A 22,152-nucleotide genomic window follows, 5' to 3' on the forward strand; every position below is an offset into this window, starting at 1 on the left:
GATGGTTATGGATATTACCAGTCATACTCACCATATTTCCCAGCAATACAACATTGAGCTGGACGATATCAGAAAGCATTTGTCGGAGATGGGCGGCATGGCCCAACGGCAGGTGAATGATGCGATCCAGGCGTTGATTGATGCCGATCTGGAGAAAGCAGAACAGGTTGTACGCGGCGATAAAGGCGTCAATCAAATGGAAATTTCCATTGACGAAGAATGCGTGCGTATCCTGGCGCGTCGGCAACCCGCCGCGAGTGATTTGCGTTTGGTTATAGCGGTAACCAAAGCGATTACAGACCTTGAGCGGATTGGTGATGAAGCCAGTAAAATTGCTCGCCAGGCCATTGCACTCAATCGTGACGGTGTGGCGCCGCGCGGCTACGTGGAAGTGCGTCATATCGGCGGCCATGTATCGCGGATGTTGCAGGACGCACTGGATTCTTTTGCGCGCCTGGATATGGACATGGCACTGCACGTAGTGCAAACCGACAAAGTCGTCGATATGGAGTACGGCACTGCCATGCGCGAGATGATCACCTTTATGATCGAAGATCCACGCAGTATCACGCGTGTACTCAACATCATGTGGTCATTGCGCGCGCTTGAGCGTATCGGTGATCATGCGCGGAATCTGGCGCAATATGTGATCTACCTGATTAAGGGACAAGATGTTCGGCACAGCAGTCTGGACGACATCGCCGAGCACATACAGGATTCGGAATAACCTGTAACCCTGTTGTGGCTCTTGAATTCCCGGGTGCGGATAAAATCCCGCCCGGACCGCCTTCCCCTTTATAACTTTTCCTCCTCCTGTGACATTGAACAAGGCGCCAAGCTTGCCTTGTTGTCGTTTAGCTCTTCATAATGTGATCGTTTTTTCTTCAATCAATGTAGCTTTCAATGGCTACCTCCTGCGGATATAATGCACATACATAATATTAATAGGCTAAATGAACATGTTAGATGCCGGGCGTAATCTTACTTACCAACTTACCCATCAATTAGGTGCTGCCATCATTCAGGGGCACTACGCCGTCGATAAAACTTTTCCCACGGAAGCGGAGTTATCACAGCAATTTAATATCAGCCGCAGCGTCACCCGTGAAGCTGTCAAGATGCTGACCGCCAAAGGCCTCATCGCATCCCGCCCGCGCCAAGGCATTCGCGTGATGCCGAGCACCCACTGGAATATGTTCGATCCCGATGTGCTTGCCTGGACTCTGAATTCGCGACCATCCCTGGAATTGCTGAAAGAGTTCACCCAGCTGCGTTTGGCTATTGAGCCGGAAGCGGCTGCGCTGGCAGCGGAGAATTATCAGGAAGAAGCCAGAATCAAGCCCATCGGTGTAGCCCTGGCGCGCATGAAAAGCGCTGATGAGGGAAAGGACGATCCTTTGGAGGCCGATATCGATTTTCATTGTTCAATTCTTGCTGCAAGCAATAACCGCTTCTTCTTTCAGTTGCGGGACTTTATCCAGGTAGCCCTGCGCGTGAGTATTGCAAGCACCAACCAGTTAAAAGGCGTGCTTAACGCCAACTATGACGATCATAAAAAGATCTACGACGCGATCTGCGCCGGTAAACCGGATGCCGCCAATGCGGCGGTGCGTTCGCTGCTGCTTGAAGCCCAGCAACTGATCAATAATTCCATCAGCAGCCGAAAATCCTGAGGCAATTCATATTTTCCCGATACCACAGGCAGGCTTGCATTGCCCGGGCAGGCGTCAATCACCTTGAACCCTTGCCCCCAAGTCTGGCAGCATGCGCTCCCTTTCTTGAATAGTGTTAAGGGCTTGCGCAGGATCTCCAGCGCCTATGGTAAAGTCGTGCCGGTCCGCTACGCGTCCATAACACGCGGAAGCTCATGAGGATGACCGGCGGGAATATATAAATGATGCACGGGGGAACATAGGCAAAACGGTGCCAGTCTGACAAGACACACTGCACGGGGTGCCTGGTTCCTCCATTGGATTGAAACCCCGGTTTCAACCAAAGCCAGCGGCGACAGAGCGTCGCGGGAGTTTAATGACATGTACAGCTATTCGACCCATCAGGGCTATACGCGCTATGCCAGTCTGGCGTCTCGCACGGTATTTATTACCGGGGGCGCCAGCGGCATCGGTGCCAGTCTGGTGGAGGCCTTTGCCGTACAAGATGCAGCAGTGGCTTTTGTAGATATCGATCAACAAGCCGCTGACACACTATGTGCTGAGTTAGTGGCAAAGGGTCTCAAACGCCCCTGGTTTGCGTTGTGTGATGTGAGTGATATTGAAGCCTTGCGCGCGAGCATTGTTGCAGCACAACAGGCGCTCGGCGACATCACTGTGTTGATTAATAATGCGGCCAATGATCAACGCTACGATGTTCGCACATTGACAGAACAGCAGTGGCTCGATGGCTTGGCCATTAATCTGCATCCGGCCTTTTTTGCTGCGCAAACCGTACATGCCATGATGATTGCCCAAGGGGGGGGATCGATCCTGAATATCAGTTCGATCAATACTCAATTCGGACCGCCTAATCTCGCCAGCTATATCACGGCCAAAGCGGGCATGTTGGGAATTACCAAGGCACTGGCAACGGATTTTGGCAACGATAATATTCGCGTGAATTCCATCTTACCCGGCTGGGTAGCAACACCGAAGCAATTGGAGAAATGGCTGACGCCGGAACAGGAGCAGGAGTGGATGAAACGTGTGTGCCTGAAAAAACGCCTCGGTGCTCACGATGTCGCCAAGATGGCTCTGTTTCTTGCCTCCGATGATGCAGCGATGATCACCTCTCAACAATTTGTGGTTGATGGTGGCCGCGCGTAAATAAAAATTTTATAACAACAAAAAGGATGCTTCAGCATTCGAGCAATAACAAGGCAAGGGAAATAAAAAAATACACAGTGATGTCAACAAACAACTAACGAGGAAAAGACGTGAACCTTAATTCGCTTGATATGGCGGTGTTTTGCCTTTATGGCGTAGCATTGGTCTTTATTGCTTGGTGGGTATCCCGCGAAAAAGCTGGTCATCAAAAAAACGCAGAAGATTATTTTCTTGCTGGTAAATCCCTTCCCTGGTGGGCAATCGGTGCCTCGCTGATTGCGGCCAATATTTCCGCTGAACAAATTATCGGTATGTCCGGGTCAGGCTTCGCCATCGGTATGGCAATCGCCTCCTATGAATGGATGGCGGCGATAACCCTGATTATTGTCGGTAAATATTTCCTGCCGATTTTCCTCGCCAAAGGCATTTATACCATGCCGCAATTTTTGGAAGATCGTTACGACCATCGTGTGCGCATTATCATGGCCGTATTTTGGCTTGGCCTGTACACCCTGGTGAATCTGACCTCTATCTTGTGGTTAGGTGCATTGGCCATCAATGCGATTACCGGTTTTGATATTACCTACGGCCTGGTCTTTCTTGCAGTTTTTTCAATTGTGTACTCGATTTACGGCGGTATGAAAGCTGTTGCGCTGACCGATATTATTCAGGTGGTATTGCTGATCTTCGGAGGCTTTTTGGTGACCTATTTATCGTTGGATAAAATCGCGGCGGGTGAGGGAGCCTGGCAAGGTTTTACAATGATGTTGGCGCAAGTGCCAGAAAAGTTTGACATGATTTTGGAACCATCGAATCCCAATTACATTGATCTGCCCGGTTTGTCAGTACTGCTTGGGGGTATGTGGATCATGAACTTCTCTTATTGGGGTTTTAACCAATACATTACACAGCGCGCACTGGCGGCCAAAAGCTTGCAAGAAGCACAAAAAGGTATTGCATTTGCGGCGTATCTGAAATTATTGATGCCGATTATCGTGGTTATTCCCGGTATTGCTGCGGCGGTTCTGGCTCCCGAATTAGAGCGACCTGATCAGGCTTATCCGGAAATGATGAAGTTGGTTCCTCATGGTTTGCTGGGTATCACCTTTGCTGCATTGGTTGCGGCCATCGCCTCATCTCTGGGCTCAATGACCAACAGTATTGCAACTATTTTCACCATGGATATTTATCGGCAAATTATTGATCGCAACGCTTCCGAGAACAAGACGGTGGTTATTGGTCGTTCTGTTGCGATCTTGTCAATGATCATTGCAGTGATTATTGCCCAGCCGTTGTTGGGTAACTTGCCGCAGGCTTTTCAATTTATCCAAACCTTCACTGGCTTCTTTACGCCAGGTATTGTGGTTATCTTTTTATTAGGCTTCTTCTGGAAGAAAACTACCGGCACAGCGGCACTGGTCGCTGCTGTGGGTTCATTCGTGCTGTCAGCATTGTTTCATTTTTTCTGGCCGAGTTTGCCTTTTATCGACCGCGTAGGCATTGTCTTTATTTTGTGCGTTCTGCTAGCGGTTATTATTTCGCTTGCTTCTGGCGGTAAAGTGCAGGAAAAAGCTGTTGATCTGCAAGGCATAGAATTCAAAACCGAAGCGAGTTTCAACATCGCCACCCTCGGTGTCGTTCTAATTTTAATCGCCCTTTACGCCGCCTGGTGGTAATTCCCATACGCCCCTTTCGAGGGGCGTTCTTGTTGTATTTATACAATCTGGTAAGTCATGTCACGGTTTCAGTTACGCGATACAGTTGTTTGTGAAAATATTCTCGGTGAAGGGGTTCAGTGGAATCAGCACGATCAGTGCGTCTGGTGGACAGATATTCCGGCGGCAAAACTGTATCGCTATTCTCCTACAGAAAAAAAATTGGACGAGTGGGTAACACCTGAACCAGTAGGCAGTTTTGCTTTTGTTGAGGGTGATTCACGTTTGTTGCTCGCGCTGGCGACCGGATTTGCCTGGTTTGACCTGAATACACGTCGCTGTGACTGGATTGCACGACCGGAACTTACATTGGCGGGCAATCGGTTTAATGATGGCAGGGTAGATCGGCAGGGGCGTTTTTGGGCGGGCACAACGGTGGAGCAGAAACTGTCGGATGACCAGGCAGCAGCGCTCTATTGTCTGGATAGGCAGCAGGGTGTGACACGGCATCTTGAAGGTTTACGGATATCCAACAGTTTGTGTTGGAGCCCCGACTCGCTCAAGTTGTATCACGCTGACTCGCCGAATTACCAGGTCGATGTGTATGATTTTGATGCGCAAAATGGCCAGCTCAGCAATAAAAAAATCTTTGCGAAAGTGCCGCCCGGCATTGAGCCGGATGGCGCTTGCGTTGACCAGCAAGGTTATGTGTGGAATGCGCAATGGGGTGGTGGTCGTGTGGTGCGTTATTCTCCAACAGGAGAAGTTGATCGCATCCTGAACCTGCCCGTGACACAACCAACCTGTGTGGCGTTGGGTGGTCCTGAGATGAATTGGCTTTTTGTTACCAGTGCGCGAAAAGGGCTCAGCAATTCGCAACTGGCTGTGCAACCGCAGGCCGGTGCATTATTTATTTACCAGACAGATGTATGCGGGTTACCGGAAGAACGGTATCGGCCTGTATGAGTTCTGGTCCCTTGTATTATTCGGGCTGGCAGGGTAGTGTTTCGGGCGAATCCCTGTTAACCGACAAGACCTTGGAGAGGCATGTTATGGAATCCACTGTGCTGAATACGGATTATCCGGAGTCGGACAAAATTGTACTGGAACTTTATTATCACGGATTTCCGGTCATGGTCTCTCCCGAAGAGACGCCCTTTGAAATCGGTCGCAATGATACCAGCGCCGGTTTATCAGTCAGCTCTGAATTTGCATCGCGCAAACATTGCGCTGTTGAATTCCATGGTGGTAAATTTTTACTGCGCGATTTCAGCCGCAACGGTACCTTCATTCAACTCAGCCTGTCGCAAAGTTTTCGAATCCAGAATGAATCGACGCCATTAATTGGTAACGGCTGTTTTAAGCTGGGTGCCGCTATCAATAGTGACGGTGATGATGGCGAGCGTATATTTTTTAAAATTAAAACCCGCGCTACTCGCACACCAGGTGTTTGAAATCAGTCCTTTCCTGATGCCCGTTGAACAACGAGCCAGGCACTGAATCATGAACCCTGATGTTTTTCTCGCCGACTACACCAATCCCCAACATGCGCGCGATATTGTGGCATTGCTTGACCACTACGCGCGCGACCCCATGGGTGGTGGTGCACCGCTGGACCATGCGGTAGCACAGTGCATTGTTGACGAACTTGCCCGCCGATCTTTCGCTTTCACGGTATTGTGTTATGTCGATGACCAAGCGGTGGGGCTCGTTAATTGCTTTGAAAGTTTTTCGACTTTCAAAGCGCGCCCATTGATCAATATTCACGATATCGTAGTAAGGCGAGAGTATCGCGGCCGCCATATCAGTCATGTTATGTTGACTTGCGTTGAAGCCATTGCAAAACAAAGAAACTGCTGCAAGCTCACGCTGGAAGTGCTTGAAGGTAATAGCGCCGCGCAAGCCGCTTATAAAAAGTTCGGGTTTGCTGGCTATGAACTGGACCCACAAATGGGCAAAGCACTGTTTTGGCAGAAGTGGTTGTAATCTTCGGATTATACAAATTTTAACCACTGCAATAACCACAATCCCACCGTTACGCTGATCATCGCGGCCAGTGTTGTTTGCACGATGATATTGGCGGCCAATTTTCCGTTGCCACCCATAGCTTGTACCATCACGAAGCTGACAGTTGCCGATGGCGATGCGGCGAGCAGAAATACTATCGCCAGGCTTTCACCGCGTGTCCCTAAACCAATGGCAATAGCACAAGCCAGTATTGGCGACAGAATTAATTTCCACAGTGTTGCCATAAAGGCTGCCGCATCGATGCGGCGCAATTGTTTCAAGTTCAGTGCACCGCCAATGCAGATTAATGCGAGCGGCAACACCATTTGTCCCAGGTAATTAGCGCTATCAAGGATCAAACCGGGCAGGCTGATGCCGATGGCATTACATACAAAGCCGGCGACAATCGCGATAATCAACGGATTGCGCAGGATGCCGCGCCAGGTCTTATGCCAGGTTTTTCCATTGCCTTGATTGAGGCTGCGATTCAGGGTGTAAACAGACAACAAATTGTAAAGCACCACGGTCATGGCCACCGGTAAAGCAGCAATGGCCAAGCCTTGTTCGCCATAGGCGTTGGCACAGAATGCCAAGCCGGTGATGACCAGATTGCCGCGAAAAGCACCCTGTACAAAAACCCCTTCATCGCGCGCGTGTTGTACATGCCAGCGTGCGGTTAATTGGGTTAACCCAAACACTATCAATGTCATCAGGCCCATGGCCAGCAACAGATTTATATCGGCGAGGTGAGAGAAATTTGTGGTGGCGCTGCTGGTAAATAGCAGTGTGGGTAACCCCAGGTTAAAGACCAGTTTGGAAGCAGTATCAATAAATTCTTCGGTAATCATACGCAGGCGTTTTAATGCCATGCCGATCAGGACCATCAGAAAGATAGGCGCAGTGACCGAAAATGCAAAACTGAAAGTCTGTATGGCAGATGAGTCGGGCACTATACCTCCGATCTGTGTGTGGGGAACTGCATCGCTTCATCTTACGCTGGCAAGTATCCGACACTATAATCAAATCTTGTCTCTGTTACAGATAATCTGTATTCGCTGTTCATACCTAACAGGTGGCCTATGCACCTTCCCGTTTTTGAACCTTCGGCGGACATCTTTATCGGCGACCTCGGGCATCTGGGGTTCCGACGATTTATGCCGCATCCCGCATTGCGTCCTTGGGTGCAATGCTACTGGGTTATGCAATCGCGGCTGTCGGCGCAAGGTTCTACAGAAACCTTGTATCCGGATGGCGGTACTAATATCAATTTTTACTTTACGCCCGATCAGGATACTCGGATTTCTTTCTATGCCCGACAAATTGTAAACAAAATCCACCTCAGTGGAGCGCAGGATTGTCTTGGTATTCGCTTCCATCCCGGTGGTGTTTTTCAGTTGCTGGGCCTATCAATGCCGGAGTGGATTGGCAGAGAGTTTTCTTCTCTGGATCTGGGGTTTCGTCCCTTGCACGAGCTGCAAAAAAAGCTCGGCAATTTAACCTCAATTCCGGAGCGAATTGGTTTTATTGATAATTGGTTGTTGGAGCAAGCCGCACAGATTTCTGCCCAACCTGGGTTGTTACAACATGTATTGCCCAAATTGATTTATAGCCCGGAGTCGATTGAGGCCATCTGTGAGCAGGTAGCGATGAGCCGGCGTAACCTGGAGCGGAAATTTCATCAGGAGGTGGGATTGTCGCCGGGGCAGCTCAAGCAGTTTGGTCGGATCAAACTGGCACGCAAGTTAATCAACGATCAACCGCAATTGTCCCTGGTAGATGTGGCGCAATATACGGGCTTTTACGATCAGGCACATTTTATTCGGCAGTTTCAAAAGTTAACGGGATTAACGCCGGGTCAGTACCGCAAGAAAAAGTTGTCGCAAAAGTACAATTCTCCCTGAGCAACCACTGGCACCATGGAGTCTCTACCCCATCAAGGAGACTGTCATGAAAGAACGTTTAACGCCCGCGCGTGTTTACGAATTACAACCGGCCCTGTTGAAATCCCTCGCGGTATTTGATCAAGCGGTTCGCAATGGCCTGGAACCCAAGCTTCTGCACCTGGTAAAAATACGCACCTCGCAGATCAATGGCTGTGCATTTTGCCAGCACATGCACGCCGCCGAAGCACGTCACGATGACGAGCAACAAGAACGTTTGGATGTCGTTGCTTCCTGGGCGGAAGTTGGCGTGTTTTCTGAACGGGAAAGGGCTGCATTACGCTGGGCTGAAACCCTGGCGCGCTTGTCACAACACCCTGTTCACGATGAAGATTACGAGGCGGTAGCGGCGCACTTTAATGAGCAGGAATTGGTGAATCTGACAGGTATGATTATGGCGATTAATGCCTGGAATCGCTTGGCGATCAGTTTTCGTTTTCAACCGAAGTTTAAAGCGCTTTAGTGAAACGCTAAAAGAAGCTGAAAAATTCGACGCTTGCACTAACTGAGTTTGGCGTTAGGCTTTTGGTTTCGAAACCCTCAATTCAGGGATGAATTGAGGGAGCTACAGGGATGTATTCATGCGTTTTCGAAACCAAAAGCCTAATGACAAACGGATTACGAAGTACCCTTCCTCGTTAAGCTGCCCACATTATTCTGGCACAACAAACGGAAAATATTCCTTCGCATTATTAAAGCTGATATCGCTGATCATCTTGCCGACCATACTGGTATCGTTGGGCACTACACCTTTGGCCATATCGCGCCCCAGAATGCCGCACAGAATACGACGGAAATATTCGTGGCGTGAGTAGCTGAGGAAGCTGCGGCTGTCGGTCAGCATGCCGACGAAGCGACTCAGTAAACCGAGTTGGCTTAAGGCTTCAATTTGTCGCGTCATGCCATCCATTTGATCGAGGAACCACCAACCACTGCCGAACTGGATCTTGCCGGCGGCAGAGCCGTCCTGGAAGTTACCGATCATGGTGCCGATCATTTCGTTATCACGTGGGTTCAGGTTGTACAGAATGGTTTTGGCCAGGCGATTTTCGCTGTCGAGGCGTCCGAGGAATTTCGCCAGGGGTTTGGCGTAGTTGTGATCGCCGATGGAGTCGAAACCGGTGTCCGGGCCAAGGGTGCGGAACAGGCGCGGGTTGTTGTTGCGAATCGCACCGATATGGAATTGTTGTACCCAACCTTTGGCGTGATCTTGCAACGCAAATTCCACCATCATGGCGGATTGGAATTTTTCGATTTCTTCTGCATTCAATTCGCTGCCGCCGCGAATCCTGGCAAAGATGGTTTTAATTTCTGCTTCGGTGTAATCCGCTGCGTAAACCGTTTCCAAACCATGGTCAGACAAGCGGCAACCGTTTGCGTGGAAGTAATCGTGACGTTTGTTGAGGGCTGTCATCAAATCGTCGAAGGTGCTGATCTGGGTATCGCTGACGTTGGCCAGACGATCCAGATAGGCGTTGTAATCTTTTGCACTTTCCACCGCCATGGCGCGATCTGGCCGCCAGGTCGGCAGCATGGCACTGCCAAAGGATTTATCGGCGGCAACCGCTTTGTGATGGGCGAGGTCGTGAATCGGATCATCGGTGGTACACACCAGCTTAACCTTGGCCTGGGTCATCAAACCGCGTGCACTGAATTCGGGGGTCGCGAGCATTTCGTTACACTCGTCCCACGTGCGTTTTGCGTTGGATTTATCGAGTAACCGATCCGTAATACCGAAGGGCTTACGCAGTTCCAGGTGAGTCCAGTGGTACAACGGGTTGCGCAACGTGTACGGCACCGTCTCGCACCACTTTTCAAATTTTTCCCAGTCGCTGGCATCGCCGGTGCAATAGCGTTCATCGACACCGTTGGAGCGCATGGCGCGCCATTTGTAATGGTCGCCGGCCAGCCAGACTTCGTAGAGGTTTTTGAATTGTTTGTTGTTACCGACTTGCTCCGGGTGCAGGTGGCAGTGGTAATCGATGATGGGCAAATCTTTCGCGTAGTCGTGGTAGAGCACACGCGCCTGCTCGGTATCGAGCAAGAAATCGTCATGAATAAAGCTCATTCTCTCAGTTCCTCACAATATACCTGTGCTCTAGCCACGCAAGCCTGCTGGATATAACACCGTATAAGTCGATTTAGGAATCGTGCCAATAGTTCGCCAATACCTTATCCAGCCTTTTATAACCGGAAGTGAGGTATTGCTGAAGGGGTTTATCTGCCAGGATATTGATAAACCTCAGAATGCACCTCTCAATGTGCATCTCAGCGAATATTTCACGAACTACAGGTGATTCCATGGTTGATTTTTATACGTCGGCGCTCGTGAGCCGCTGACGCAGGTTAGGCCTGTTTGCAGCCTGTTCCCCTATTCTTGTCATTATGTAACCCACCTTCACAGGCGGTCTCGCTGCTATGCTGCAGCTAGTACACCAGTCTACCTTGTGACGCGAAAAATACCAACCGCCCGATAGTGCCCGGATGGGCCGGTTCATTTATGTAAGCGCGATTGTTTATAAAAATTTAGCAGTGGTTTACTAAACTCATAAGACATATAACCGAGAGATAAAAATGAAGCTATTAACGTACATTCTGGCCGGGCTGTTTTTGCTTGGCTGTCAGGCGGATGCCCCGTCCGGAGTGACGCCAACAACCGACGTGCAATTCAGGGTGGTGAGTCTGGTCAACCAGCATGCAACACCGGAAACACGTTCGTTGTTTGCATTTATGCGTGAGCAAGCCAAGGGCTCCATCATGTTTGGCCATCAACATGAGACTACCCAAGGGCTGACTATCCACTCCACCGATGGCAGTCAGTCGGACACCTTTAACGTCGTAGGTGATTTTGCTGCCGTGTATGGATGGGATACCTTGTCCATCATCACGCCCAGGCAGGAAGGCGATATTGTTGAGCAGGTGAAAAAAGCCTACGCCCGCGGCGGTATTATCACCGTCAGCACCCACCCGGATAACCCCTTGACCGACCAGCAGAAGAAACCGGATAACTGGCCGGTAGGTACATCCTGGGACAAAACTCCAGCGGTGGTTGCTGCGTTGCCTGGTGGCGAGGCGCATGCTACCTATGTTGGCTACCTGGATCAGGTTGCTGATTGGGCGAATAACCTGCGTGATGAAAAAGGTACCCTGATACCGGTGGTATTCCGCATCCTTCATGAAAATACCGGCAGCTGGTTTTGGTGGGGCGCGGAACAATCCACACCGGAAGAATACAAGGCGCTGTATCGGTTTACCGTAGAGTATCTGCGCGATACCAGGGGGGTAAATAATTTCCTGTTCGCCTACTCACCGAATAATTTCCGGGAGGTCACCGAAGCCAATTATCTGGAACGCTATCCCGGCGATGCCTGGGTCGATGTACTGGGTTTCGATACCTATGGCCCGGCAGACGACAACGCAGACTGGTTTGCCAACGTTGTTGCTAATGCAGCACTGGTAGTGCGTATGGCAGAGGCGCGGGGCAAGGTAGCGGCAATCTCCGAGATAGGCATTCGGGCACCGGACATTGAGGCGGGTAAATTCGATAACCAGTGGTATCGCAAGCTTATCGGTGGGCTAAAGGCTGACCCGGAAGCACGTCGGATTTCCTTTTTGCTGGTGTGGCGCAATGCGCCGGAAGGAGTGCCCGGCCCGGATGGTCAGCCGGTGCCGCATTACTGGGTACCGACCAATCGACCGGAGAATATCAACAACGGCACCCTGGCGGATTTCCGGGCTTTTTATGCCGATGACTTCACCGCCTTCAATCGCGATATATCCGGTGCTTACGACATCCCCACTATTGCGCAGTGATACGGAGCCATTCCCGTTAAAAGTAAAATTCTGTTAACTTGTATGACAATATGACCTGGTCAGGTAAGATCTGGTCTTCATAACTATAACAGCTGAGGAGGCTACGCCATGAAACGCTTGAAAATTCACCTGCGAACCCTGTTTATCACCACCAGTTTACTTGCCAGCAGTGTGTTTGCTGCATCGGTTGATCTGACTGTTAAGGCGGATCAACCCGGGCCGGTTATCAACAAAAACATTTATGGCCAGTTTGCTGAGCATCTGGGGCACGGTATCTATGAAGGTATCTGGGTCGGTGAAAAATCCAGAATCCCTAATACAAACGGCTTTCGGAAAGATGTGGTTGCCGCACTCAAGGATCTCCAGGTTCCTTTGATCCGTTGGCCCGGTGGCTGTTTTGCCGATGAATATCACTGGCGCGACGGCATTGGCCCGCGCAATAAACGCCCAGTGAAGGTCAACACCAACTGGGGCGGTGTAGAAGAAACCAATGCCTTCGGCACCCACGAATTTTTTGAATTGGCCGAGATGCTGGACGCGGAGGTTTACGTAAACGGCAACCTCGGCACCGGCACGCCGCAGGAAATGGCGGAGTGGCTGGAGTACATGACATCAGATACCAAATCTACCCTCGCCGAACTGCGCCGCAAGAACGGGCGGGATAAACCCTGGCGCGTTCATTACTTTGCCATCGGTAACGAGGCCTGGGGCTGCGGCGGCAATATGCGGCCTGAGTACTACACCGACCTCTACAAGCACTACGCCAGCTTCCTGAAAGCGCCCAAGGACAATACGCCCAAGTTTATTGCCAGTGGTGGCCATTCAGAAGACACCAAATGGGCAGAGCATCTGACAGGCAATGTTGAACCTAACTGGAGCCTGAAGATGGATGCGGTGAGCTTCCATTACTACACCCTGCCCAAGGGCGATTGGGAAGTTAAAGGGGCTGCGATTGATTTCCCCGAAGCTGACTGGATTTCCACGTTCGCCCAGACCTTGCGGATGGACGAATTCATTCGCAACAACAAAGCGGTGATGGACAAGAATGATCCGGAAAAACGCGTTGGTTTTTACGTGGATGAGTGGGGCACATGGTATGACCCGCAGCCTGGTACCAACCCCGGTTTCCTGCGTCAGCAAAACACCTTGCGCGATGCACTGGTGGCCGCAGTGAACTTCAATATTTTCCACGCCCATGCAGACCGCGTGCACATGACCAACATTGCGCAAATGGTTAACGTGCTACAGGCCATGATTCTGACCGACAAGGAAAAAATGGTACTGACGCCGACTTACCATGCCTTCCACATGTTTATTCCATTCCAGGACGCCACCTCCATCCCGGTCGATTTCAAATCACCCACTTATACGCTCGGTGATAAATCCGTACCGGCGATCAGTGCGTCGGCTGCACGGGGTAAGGATGGCAAAGTGTATCTGGCGCTGGTGAATATTGATCCGCGCTCGGCTACAGACGTCAGTGTTGCACTGAAAGGTGTTAATCCCTCTTCCGCAAATGGTCGACTGCTGACCGCTGATGCAATGGATGCGCACAACACCTTTGCCAAGCCCGAAGCCATCAAACCAGTGGCTTATCGCGCAGAGGTCAAAAACGGTAAGGTGGAGGTTAATCTGCCTCCAAAGTCTGTTGTGGTCCTTGCGCTCGATTGAGTTTGCACTACCAGTGGCCGCATTAGCGGCCACTGGTAATCCCTTGTATTCAATTCTGAATTATCTAACGTCGTCATTTTCCCTTTGCTTTTTGCATATCACGTAAGAAAATATTGTAAGAAAAAACTTTTTCATTCCTGAATAAATATCATGGCTTGCCTGTTTTGTTGAAGTAATGTCCTGTTATGTCAATGGCGCGTGTTTTAGTGGAAGCTAAGGTGTCCATGCGTATAGCGTCGTTTTCCCTGCCTATATCTGTGTTTCAACAATCATTTCCGTTGTGCCATGGCGCATTAAGCTCAGTCCAGCCGTAATGGTTTTATTTTCATCTACACTTGGATCGAATGCTTCGTTATCAAGACATCGATAAAAACCAAAGCGGGACACGATAGGCAAATCTCAGGGTTAGGGACAGTAGAGTTGATGTACACACAAGCCAGTGCTTTGAAGGCCGCGTTCGCCATGCGAATGATCGCTTTCATTCTGTTAGCTATTGCGATTATGGTGTTGATTGCCTGGCATGATGTGCAGCGCGTAACAGGAATCTATTTGTCGCTGCGCACCATGGCATACAGCACAGCGCTGTGTTTCCTGTTGAGCGGCGTAGCGCTTTTAGCCCTGAGCTGGCGGCGCTTATTTACCCTGCGCACTGCTGCACTGTTTATCGTGGCCATCGCGGTTATCAGACTGGCAGAAATTTATTGGTTCTCCGGTTTGGCGGTGAACCGGAAGATGATGCTCCTGGTAACCGATATCCCACCAGCGCCCGTTCCCATGGCTGCGACCACGGCATTCAGTTTTGTCCTCACTGGCACCATATTGTTCTTGCTGGGTACGCAGACTCCCCGTGCGCGAACCATGATGGTCATACTCGTCATGAGCGTGGTGGCGGTCACTACGGCCGTCATTGCCTTACTGGCTCATACCATCGGCCATCTGCCGGCTTTTGAATGGTTGGGTCTCAAGATGCCCATACCAACAGCGGTAGCTTTTATATTGTTAGTTAGCGCATTGCTTACTCATAGCTATCCATCTCTTAAAGCAGCATTTAAACAATTGAGTTTTTTGGGTCACAGTGTAGTTGCTGAAAAAGTTGCTGCAAACATCAACACAACCGGGCGAATGGAAGAGCGTATGCGGCAAATTATCGAGGCTGCACCTAACGGTATTGTGATGATAAACGATGTAGGCATGATAGAAATCGTGAATCGTCAGGCGGAAAAGATCTTTGGTTATGACCGCAGTGAACTGCTTGGGCAACCCATTGAAAACCTGATACCCAAAAATGTCGCTCATCAGCATCCGCACCATCGGGCGGATTTCTTTTCCAACCCTGTTCCCCGCGCCATGGGTGGCGGTCGTGATCTGTTCGCATTGCGCAAAGATGGCAAGGAGTTTCCGGTAGAGATTGGCTTGGCTCCGATAACAACGGACGAGGGTATGAAAGTGCTAGCCTCCGTCGTGGATATCACCGAGCGAAAAAAATCTGCGCAGTTGTTGTTGGCGCACCAGCGGGATCTGGAAAAATCCAATCGCGAACTGGCGCGCATTAATAAAGAGCTGGAAGCGTTTGCTTATGTAGCCTCTCATGATCTTAAATCACCCTTGCGGGGTGTTGCGCAATTATCCAATTGGATTGACGAAGATTTGCTGGCGCAAGAGTATGACAATGTTTCTGATCATACAAAACTCTTGCGCAGTCGTATTATGCGTATGGAAAAATTACTGGATGATATGTTGATTTTTTATCGTGCGGGAAAGATCGATAACAGTCAAAAGGTTGTCGATGTAAAACGCATGGCGATTGAGCTATTTGACATGCAGAATCTCAAACCCGGTTTGCGGCTGGAGGTTGAGGGTGAGTTGCCGATATTTATGACGCTTGCGATACCTTTTGAGCAGGTCTTACGCAATTTATTTTCCAACGCCATCAAGCACCATGACAAAGATGAAGGACTGATTCGCGTCGCTTGTCGGGAGCAGAATAGTGATTATTTTGAGTTCAGTGTATGTGATGACGGCCCAGGAATTCCTGAGCAATATCAGCAGCGGATATTTGGCATGTTTCAAACTCTTAAACCGAGGGATGAATTGGAGGGAAGCGGCATGGGTTTGGCACTGATTAAGAAAATCATCGAAAACTATAGTGGTGAAATCAATGTGCATTCGACAGGGCGGGGCACTTGCTTCACATTTACCTGGCCAAAAAAATGGAGCGTAGCCAATGTCTGATCCCATTTATCCAGAACCTGATATTGAGGCCACCAAAACAGTCAACTTATTGATCGTAGACGATGATGATATTGATGCGATGGCATTAAAGCGTGCTTTGCATAAATTGAAGCTGTTGAATCCACTTTATCGTGCGCGCGATGGCATTGAGGCACTGGAATTATTGCGTACCGGCAAGATCCCCAAGCCTTTTATTGTCCTGCTGGATATTAATATGCCACGCATGAACGGTCTGGAATTTCTGGAAGCATTGCGAGCCGACCCTGAACTAACTCATGCGGTAGTTTTTGTTCTGACCACCTCAAAATCCGATGAGGATATTATGGCCGCCTATCGCGAGCATGTGGCAGGTTATCTGCTGAAGCAGCGTATGGATAGCGATTTTATGCAGGTTATCAGCTTGTTGGATCACTACTGGCGCATTATTGAATTACCCGTTGCAAGAAAATAATACGGAGACGAGAGGTACTGGCATGAAGCTGTTATTGATTGATGATGATGAGTTAGACCGGCAGGCAATTATTCGCACTTTTAAGCGTAGCGCATGGGACATTGAAATTGTTCAGGCAAGTTGTGCCACTGAAGGCCTCGCGCAATTTGATGAAAATGATTTTGATGCGGTTCTGCTGGATTATCGCCTTCCGGACATTGATGGTTTACAGACTTTGAAAATTCTCAACGGGCATCCACATCATCATTCCGCCATTATTATCCTGACCGGTGCCACTGAAAATGAGGATCTTGAGCGTGAGTGTATTGAAGCGGGCGCACAGGATGTTCTGTTTAAATCTGAGATAGCACATAAACATTTAACCCGCGCGATTGTGCATGCGCGTATTCGCCATGTGCTGGAACGCCAGCTTCAGGAAAGCCACCAACGGCTGCGCACGCTGGCAGAAAATGATTCGCTTACCGGGCTGGCAAATCGTTACTTTTTTGATGAAAGTCTACGCTCTGCTATTCCGCGCGCAAAACGCCTGAACGATCAACTGGCATTGTTATTTCTCGACGTCGATAACTTCAAAGTTATTAACGACAGCCAGGGACATTTGATCGGTGACCAGATGCTGAAAGAAGTCGCACGCCGTCTGCTGACCGTGGTGCGTACCGGGGATATCGTCTGTCGTCTCGGGGGCGATGAATTTGCAGTGCTGGCATACAATGTCGATTCTCAGGAGGGCATAGCACAACTGGCGCAACGAATCCTGGATGACCTGCACTGTCCATTTACCGTTGGCAATGCTGAGAATACGATTTCAGTCAGTATCGGCATTGCTACCTATCCTGATTCTGCAGATAACGCGGTGGATATGTTGCGCGCAGCGGATCTGGCGATGTATCGCGCCAAGCGCGATGGGCGCAACAATTATCATTTTTTTTCACAAGCTCTACAGGCGCAAATGCATGAGCGCATTCGACTGGAAAAAGAATTGCGTGCGCAAGTTCCCACGGATCATTTTATTTTGTTTTACCAACCGATTGTGGATGCGTGCACATTTGAGATTTGCGGTGCTGAGGGATTGGTGCGCTGGCAGCATCCAACGCGGGGTATTCTACCGCCCAGTGAGTTTATTGATATTGCTGAAGAAATCGGGTTGATAACAGAAATTGATTCAAAGACGCGTTTAAGGGCTTGCCGACAACTCGCCAGGTGGCGGGAGGAAAAACGCATCAGTGATACGTTCAAGATGAAGTTTAATGTCTGTGCACAGTTGCTAACGGACGATGATCTTCATCAGGACATCAAGGATGATTTGATCAGCTGCAATGTGCCGGGTCATTGTGTTGGGCTCGAAATTACTGAGTCTGTGATGATCGAAAATTTTGAGCGCACGGCAAAATTGCTGCAGCAAATTCAGGATTTTGGTGTTGAAATTTCCGTAGATGACTTCGGTACTGGCTATTCTTCTATGGCCTATTTAAAAGAGCTGCCGGCCCGGACATTAAAGTTGGATCGTATTTTTGTGCAGGGGCTTCCCGACAATTTAGCCGATTGTCGCATCTTTCGGGCCATGATCGAGTTCGCCAAACGGTTGGACCTTGTCACTATTGTTGAGGGCGTTGAGACCTGGGAGCAGGCGCAACTGTGCCGGGAATACGGTGCGGATTTGTTGCAAGGCTATGTATTCTCCAAACCTGTGTCACCGGAAGTGTTTGAAACGCTACTCATGGATCACAACCCGAAAATCTGGCTGGATAGGCTTGCACTCCCAGGTAACAGATAGAATCATCCGTTCCATCGACATGGCAGAGACAATGCCGCTAGTTCTATCGCTTATGGCGTTATGTGCTAATCTCAATGAGAATAAGATGAGAGAAATGTTGGGCATAGACTATGAATGAGAAAAGTCGACTTGCCGCACTCGATGATTACCGAATTCTGGATACTCCTCCTGAGACGGACTATGACCGATTGACCCAATTGGCTGCGATGATATGTGCAACTCCCATCGCTGTCATAAGTTTGGTTGACGAAGAGCGTCAGTGGTTTAAATCTGCCTATGGTCTTGACGTTCGCTATACAGATCGTTCGATAGCATTTTGTGCCGAAGCTATCAAGAGCGACCAGCCTTTTATTGTGTCTGATACCTGGCAGGATGACCGATTCAAACAAAACCCATTGGTCATCGAGTCTCCCCACTTACGTTTTTATGCAGGTATTCCTCTCGTGACGAAAGAGGGGTTTGCACTGGGAACTTTAGCTGTCATGGATATTCAGCCTCGCCGCTTAAGCGCGGACCAATGTGAGGCATTGAAGACGCTTGCGCGACAAGTTATGAGTCATCTGGAGCTGCGTCGTCAAGATTATCGATTCGAACAGGCAACGCAGCAGCGCTTGCGTAACATCCTTTCTGCAGCAGCCGTCGGAATTGCACTGGTTACTCTGGAAGGAAATTTTCTATCGGTAAATCCCGCGTATTGTGCAATGTTGGGCATGGCGGAAGGTGAATTACTGAATAAACCTTTCATGGATATCCTTCATCCGGACGATTTGCCCGAAGCGCTTCGTTTGATTGATACTTTAGTAACCGGGGAACGTACCAGCTTTATCCATGAAGCGCGCTGCCGTCGTGTCGACGGAAAAATAATCTGGATGCGTGCCAGTGTCTCGTTAACTCACCGGGAAGATGGTGTTGCAGACGGCATGGTGGCGATCACCAGCGATATTACTGATGTAAAAGACACCGAACAAAAAGCCATTCAACTGGCGCAACGCCTTACTACGACATGGGAAAATATTACCGACGCATTTTTCACGCTGGATTGTGAATGGAACTTTATCTACATGAACAGCGAGGCTGAACGGTTATTGCAGCGCCGGCGCACAGAGTTGATAGGGCGGAGTATCTGGCAGGAGTTTCCATTAGCTATCGGTACGCCGTTTGAATATAACTATCGGCAAGCAATGACTGAAGGTCATAAGGTTACGTTCGAGGCTTTCTATTCTCCGTTGAATGCATGGTTCAAAGTAAATGCATACCCTTCCGTCGAAGGTTTGGCTATCTATTTTCAAGATATTAATGCTCAGCGAGAAGCGCAGCAAAGAATCGAGGAAAGTGAGGAACGCTTTAAATTAATCGCTCGCGCCACGGCGGATGCAATCTGGGATTGGGATTTGCTGACTGACGAAATATGGTGGGGGGAGGGAGTAAAAAAGCTGTTTGGCCTTGCACCGGCAGAAATGGAGCCAGACAGCCGCTCCTGGACAACACGTATTCATCCAGATGATAAAGAACGGGTGCTTGGCAGTATCTTTTCAACCATGAACGATGTGGAGGATCACTGGATAAGCGAGTATCGCTTTTTACGTAAAGATGGCTCATACGCCTATGTGCAAGACCGTGGTTTTGTCATACGAAGGGCGGATGGCAAAGCGATACGAATGTTAGGTGGTATGACAGACCTGACGGAAAGTAAGCGGGCCGAAGTTGAAATTGCACGCATCAACGAATTGAAGCACGCACAACAGGTAGCCGAAATCGCCAATCAAGCGAAAACCAATTTTCTCGCCACTATGAGCCATGAAATTCGCACGCCTATTAGTGGTGTCATCGGTATGGTTGATGTATTGCACCAAACCAGTCTCAAAAACTATCAAGTGGAGATGCTCGATATTATTCGCGATTCCGCCTACTCGCTGTTGGGCATTATTGATGACATCCTGGACTTCTCCAAGATAGAAGCAGGCAAGATGGATATTGAGTCTGCGCCGATATCCTTGATGAATGTCGTCAAGGGCGTGTGCCTGATGCTTGACCGATTTGCCGAAAATAAAGGGGTCGAGTTGATTTTATTTACAGACCCGGCGATGCCGGAAATGCTGCTGGGTGATGGTCTAAGGGTGCGTCAGGTATTGGTCAACCTGATCAATAATGCCATTAAATTTTCGGCGGGCCTGGAGCGGGCCGGCCGGGTTATGGTTCGCACTTATTTGACAGAACAGCGACCTGATGCCGTTACGCTGGAGTTCCACATTATTGATAACGGTATCGGTATGTCCACTGAAACCATGGCGCGGTTATTCAGTCCTTTTATGCAGGCAGATGCCTCCACGACGCGACAATTTGGCGGTACCGGATTGGGATTGACTATCTCACGACACCTGGTCGAATTGATGCGCGGTGATATTCGTGTGGAAAGCCAAACGAATCAGGGGTCACATTTTATTGTTCGCTTACCCTTTGGTTGTGTTCCTCATTTGACTGATGAAACCGAACCCTTGCCCCTGGCCGGATTGTCCTGTGTCACCTTCGGTGATGAACACAGTCTCGCCGAAGATCTCACATGTTATCTGAGTGCTGCGGGTGCGCAGGTAACGCCGTTGATCGGCAAAGACGAATCCTGCTTACAATCAGCATCGTTATCTGCGCCACCGTCGGGTATGTGGGTGTGGGTATTGGATACGCGGGATGACACGCTCACCCGCGAAAAAATACTTGCCTCGATAGCACAACAATGGCCGCAGCGGGATATTCGTTACGTCATCATCGGTCGTGGTCAGCGGCGCAAACCGCGCCGCGATCTCCATAACCATGTGATGATCGATGGCAACCTGCTCGACTATCCCACATTTCTCCACACGGTAGCGCTCGCCATTGGAAAGGCTGAGGAAGAAAAACCTCCCCTATTTACCGGCAAAGAGGAGAGCGCCTTTTTACCGCCACAGCGCGAACAGGCTTTGCAACAACGGCGTTTGATTCTGGTGGCAGAAGACAATGAGACCAATCAAAAAGTTATCCTGCGTCAACTGGCATTGTTGGGTTACGCAGCGGATGTGGTGAGTAACGGTCGCGAGGCGCTGCATCATTGGCAAAGTGGTGACTACGCGTTGTTGCTAACCGACTTGCATATGCCTGAGATGGATGGTTACGCTTTGGCTAAAAAAGTGCGCGAACAAGAGAATGGTTACGGTTATATTCCCATTGTGGCGCTGAGTGCGAATGCGGTGCGGGGTGAGGCAGAAAACTGTCATGCAGTGGGTATGGATGAATATCTCACCAAGCCGGTGTCACTGGCGGAGCTGCAAAGTGTATTGGAACACTGGCTACCTGCCATATCGGAAACGAACTGGACCCATCCTCCTGTTGAAGAAAATGTACAAGCCGTTTCCAACAACACTGATGCCGTAATTGATATTCGTGTCCTTCAGAATCTGGTCGGCAGTGAACCGGTGATCGTGCGTGAGTTTTTGCAGGATTTCCGCGTCGGCGCTTTGAGCATGGCAGAAGATCTGCGCGAAGCCAGCGCCCGTAATGACCGTCGGCTGATTGCATCTATTGCCCACAAATTAAAGTCATCTGCGCGCTCCGTCGGTGCGATGCAGCTTGGTGAACTCTGCGCGCGGCTTGAAATGATCTGTAACCAGCAGCCGGAAATTTCGTATATTGACTGCTTACAGGCATTTGAGCGCGAGCTGGCGGCGGTCAATGACTGTGTGGAATTACTATTGCTGGATAGCTGAATGTTGGCATCAAGCATTTCCCTATTTCCGATTCATAACGTGTAAACCTTAGC

General features: G+C 49.7%; 17 protein-coding genes. 15 read left to right on the forward strand and 2 right to left on the reverse strand.

Going from position 1 to position 22,152, the window contains the following annotated elements; translation table 11 throughout:
* The first annotated feature begins 7 nt into the window (after positions 1-7).
* From phoU to CBR65_RS20465, 7 genes are all read left to right on the forward strand, one after another.
* Entirely contained in the window at positions 8-727 is a 720-nt protein-coding gene (phoU, locus tag CBR65_RS20435; RefSeq protein ID WP_087469190.1) for a phosphate signaling complex protein PhoU, read from the forward strand.
* A gap of 226 nt (positions 728-953) precedes the next feature.
* Entirely contained in the window at positions 954-1,673 is a 720-nt protein-coding gene (locus tag CBR65_RS20440) for a FadR/GntR family transcriptional regulator (RefSeq protein WP_087468575.1), read from the forward strand.
* 360 nt (positions 1,674-2,033) lie between these two features.
* Complete coding sequence (locus tag CBR65_RS20445; protein WP_087468576.1) at positions 2,034-2,819, forward strand: SDR family NAD(P)-dependent oxidoreductase; 786 nt, start codon at positions 2,034-2,036, stop codon at positions 2,817-2,819.
* Between the two features lie 131 nt (positions 2,820-2,950).
* Positions 2,951-4,495 (forward strand): sodium/sugar symporter, encoded by a 1,545-nt coding sequence (locus tag CBR65_RS20450; protein WP_369825669.1) that lies wholly within the window; start codon positions 2,951-2,953, stop codon positions 4,493-4,495.
* A 57-nt stretch (positions 4,496-4,552) separates the two neighbouring features.
* The gene (locus CBR65_RS20455; RefSeq protein ID WP_087468578.1) at positions 4,553-5,440 is read left to right on the forward strand and encodes an SMP-30/gluconolactonase/LRE family protein; all 888 of its coding nucleotides are present in this window, start codon (positions 4,553-4,555) and stop codon (positions 5,438-5,440) included.
* Positions 5,437-5,928: an FHA domain-containing protein gene (locus CBR65_RS20460; protein WP_157672174.1), complete on the forward strand. Its 492-nt coding sequence runs from the start codon at positions 5,437-5,439 to the stop codon at positions 5,926-5,928. Before CBR65_RS20455 ends, CBR65_RS20460 begins: the two co-directional genes overlap by 4 nt.
* Positions 5,929-5,977: 49 nt before the next feature.
* Positions 5,978-6,460 (forward strand): GNAT family N-acetyltransferase, encoded by a 483-nt coding sequence (locus CBR65_RS20465; RefSeq protein WP_087468580.1) that lies wholly within the window; start codon positions 5,978-5,980, stop codon positions 6,458-6,460.
* An 8-nt stretch (positions 6,461-6,468) separates the two neighbouring features.
* Here CBR65_RS20465 and CBR65_RS20470 read toward each other — a convergent pair whose 3' ends face one another.
* Entirely contained in the window at positions 6,469-7,431 is a 963-nt protein-coding gene (locus CBR65_RS20470) for an AEC family transporter (protein WP_232461262.1), read from the reverse strand.
* Between the two features lie 129 nt (positions 7,432-7,560).
* Between CBR65_RS20470 and CBR65_RS20475 the strand changes: the two genes are divergently transcribed.
* Both CBR65_RS20475 and CBR65_RS20480 read left to right on the forward strand, forming a co-directional pair.
* Positions 7,561-8,382 (forward strand): AraC family transcriptional regulator, encoded by an 822-nt coding sequence (locus tag CBR65_RS20475; RefSeq protein ID WP_087468581.1) that lies wholly within the window; start codon positions 7,561-7,563, stop codon positions 8,380-8,382.
* 46 nt (positions 8,383-8,428) lie between these two features.
* Complete coding sequence (locus CBR65_RS20480) at positions 8,429-8,884, forward strand: carboxymuconolactone decarboxylase family protein (RefSeq protein ID WP_087468582.1); 456 nt, start codon at positions 8,429-8,431, stop codon at positions 8,882-8,884.
* 189 nt (positions 8,885-9,073) lie between these two features.
* Here the strand turns inward: CBR65_RS20480 and uxaC are convergent, their stop codons facing one another.
* Positions 9,074-10,489, reverse strand: a complete 1,416-nt coding sequence (gene uxaC / locus CBR65_RS20485) for a glucuronate isomerase (RefSeq protein ID WP_087468583.1) — start codon at positions 10,487-10,489, stop codon at positions 9,074-9,076.
* Positions 10,490-10,995: 506 nt separating this feature from the next.
* Here uxaC and CBR65_RS20490 point away from each other — a divergent pair.
* From CBR65_RS20490 to CBR65_RS20515, 6 genes are all read left to right on the forward strand, one after another.
* Positions 10,996-12,234: a glycosyl hydrolase gene (locus CBR65_RS20490; RefSeq protein WP_087468584.1), complete on the forward strand. Its 1,239-nt coding sequence runs from the start codon at positions 10,996-10,998 to the stop codon at positions 12,232-12,234.
* Positions 12,235-12,342: 108 nt separating this feature from the next.
* On the forward strand, positions 12,343-13,905 hold the full coding sequence (locus CBR65_RS20495; RefSeq protein ID WP_087468585.1) for an alpha-N-arabinofuranosidase: 1,563 nt from the start codon (positions 12,343-12,345) through the stop codon (positions 13,903-13,905).
* A gap of 423 nt (positions 13,906-14,328) precedes the next feature.
* Positions 14,329-16,137, forward strand: a complete 1,809-nt coding sequence (locus CBR65_RS20500) for an ATP-binding protein (protein WP_087468586.1) — start codon at positions 14,329-14,331, stop codon at positions 16,135-16,137.
* A complete protein-coding gene (locus CBR65_RS20505) occupies positions 16,130-16,588 on the forward strand; it encodes a response regulator (RefSeq protein ID WP_087468587.1) in 459 nt (152 codons plus the stop codon). The genes CBR65_RS20500 and CBR65_RS20505 overlap by 8 nt, the downstream gene beginning before the upstream one ends.
* A gap of 22 nt (positions 16,589-16,610) precedes the next feature.
* A complete protein-coding gene (locus tag CBR65_RS20510) occupies positions 16,611-18,362 on the forward strand; it encodes a bifunctional diguanylate cyclase/phosphodiesterase (RefSeq protein ID WP_087468588.1) in 1,752 nt (583 codons plus the stop codon).
* A 110-nt stretch (positions 18,363-18,472) separates the two neighbouring features.
* A complete protein-coding gene (locus CBR65_RS20515) occupies positions 18,473-22,099 on the forward strand; it encodes a PAS domain S-box protein (RefSeq protein WP_087468589.1) in 3,627 nt (1,208 codons plus the stop codon).
* Positions 22,100-22,152: the final 53 nt, after the last annotated feature.

Origin of the sequence: Cellvibrio sp. PSBB006 (assembly GCF_002162135.1) — a bacterium.
Taxonomy (GTDB): Bacteria; Pseudomonadota; Gammaproteobacteria; order Pseudomonadales; family Cellvibrionaceae; genus Cellvibrio.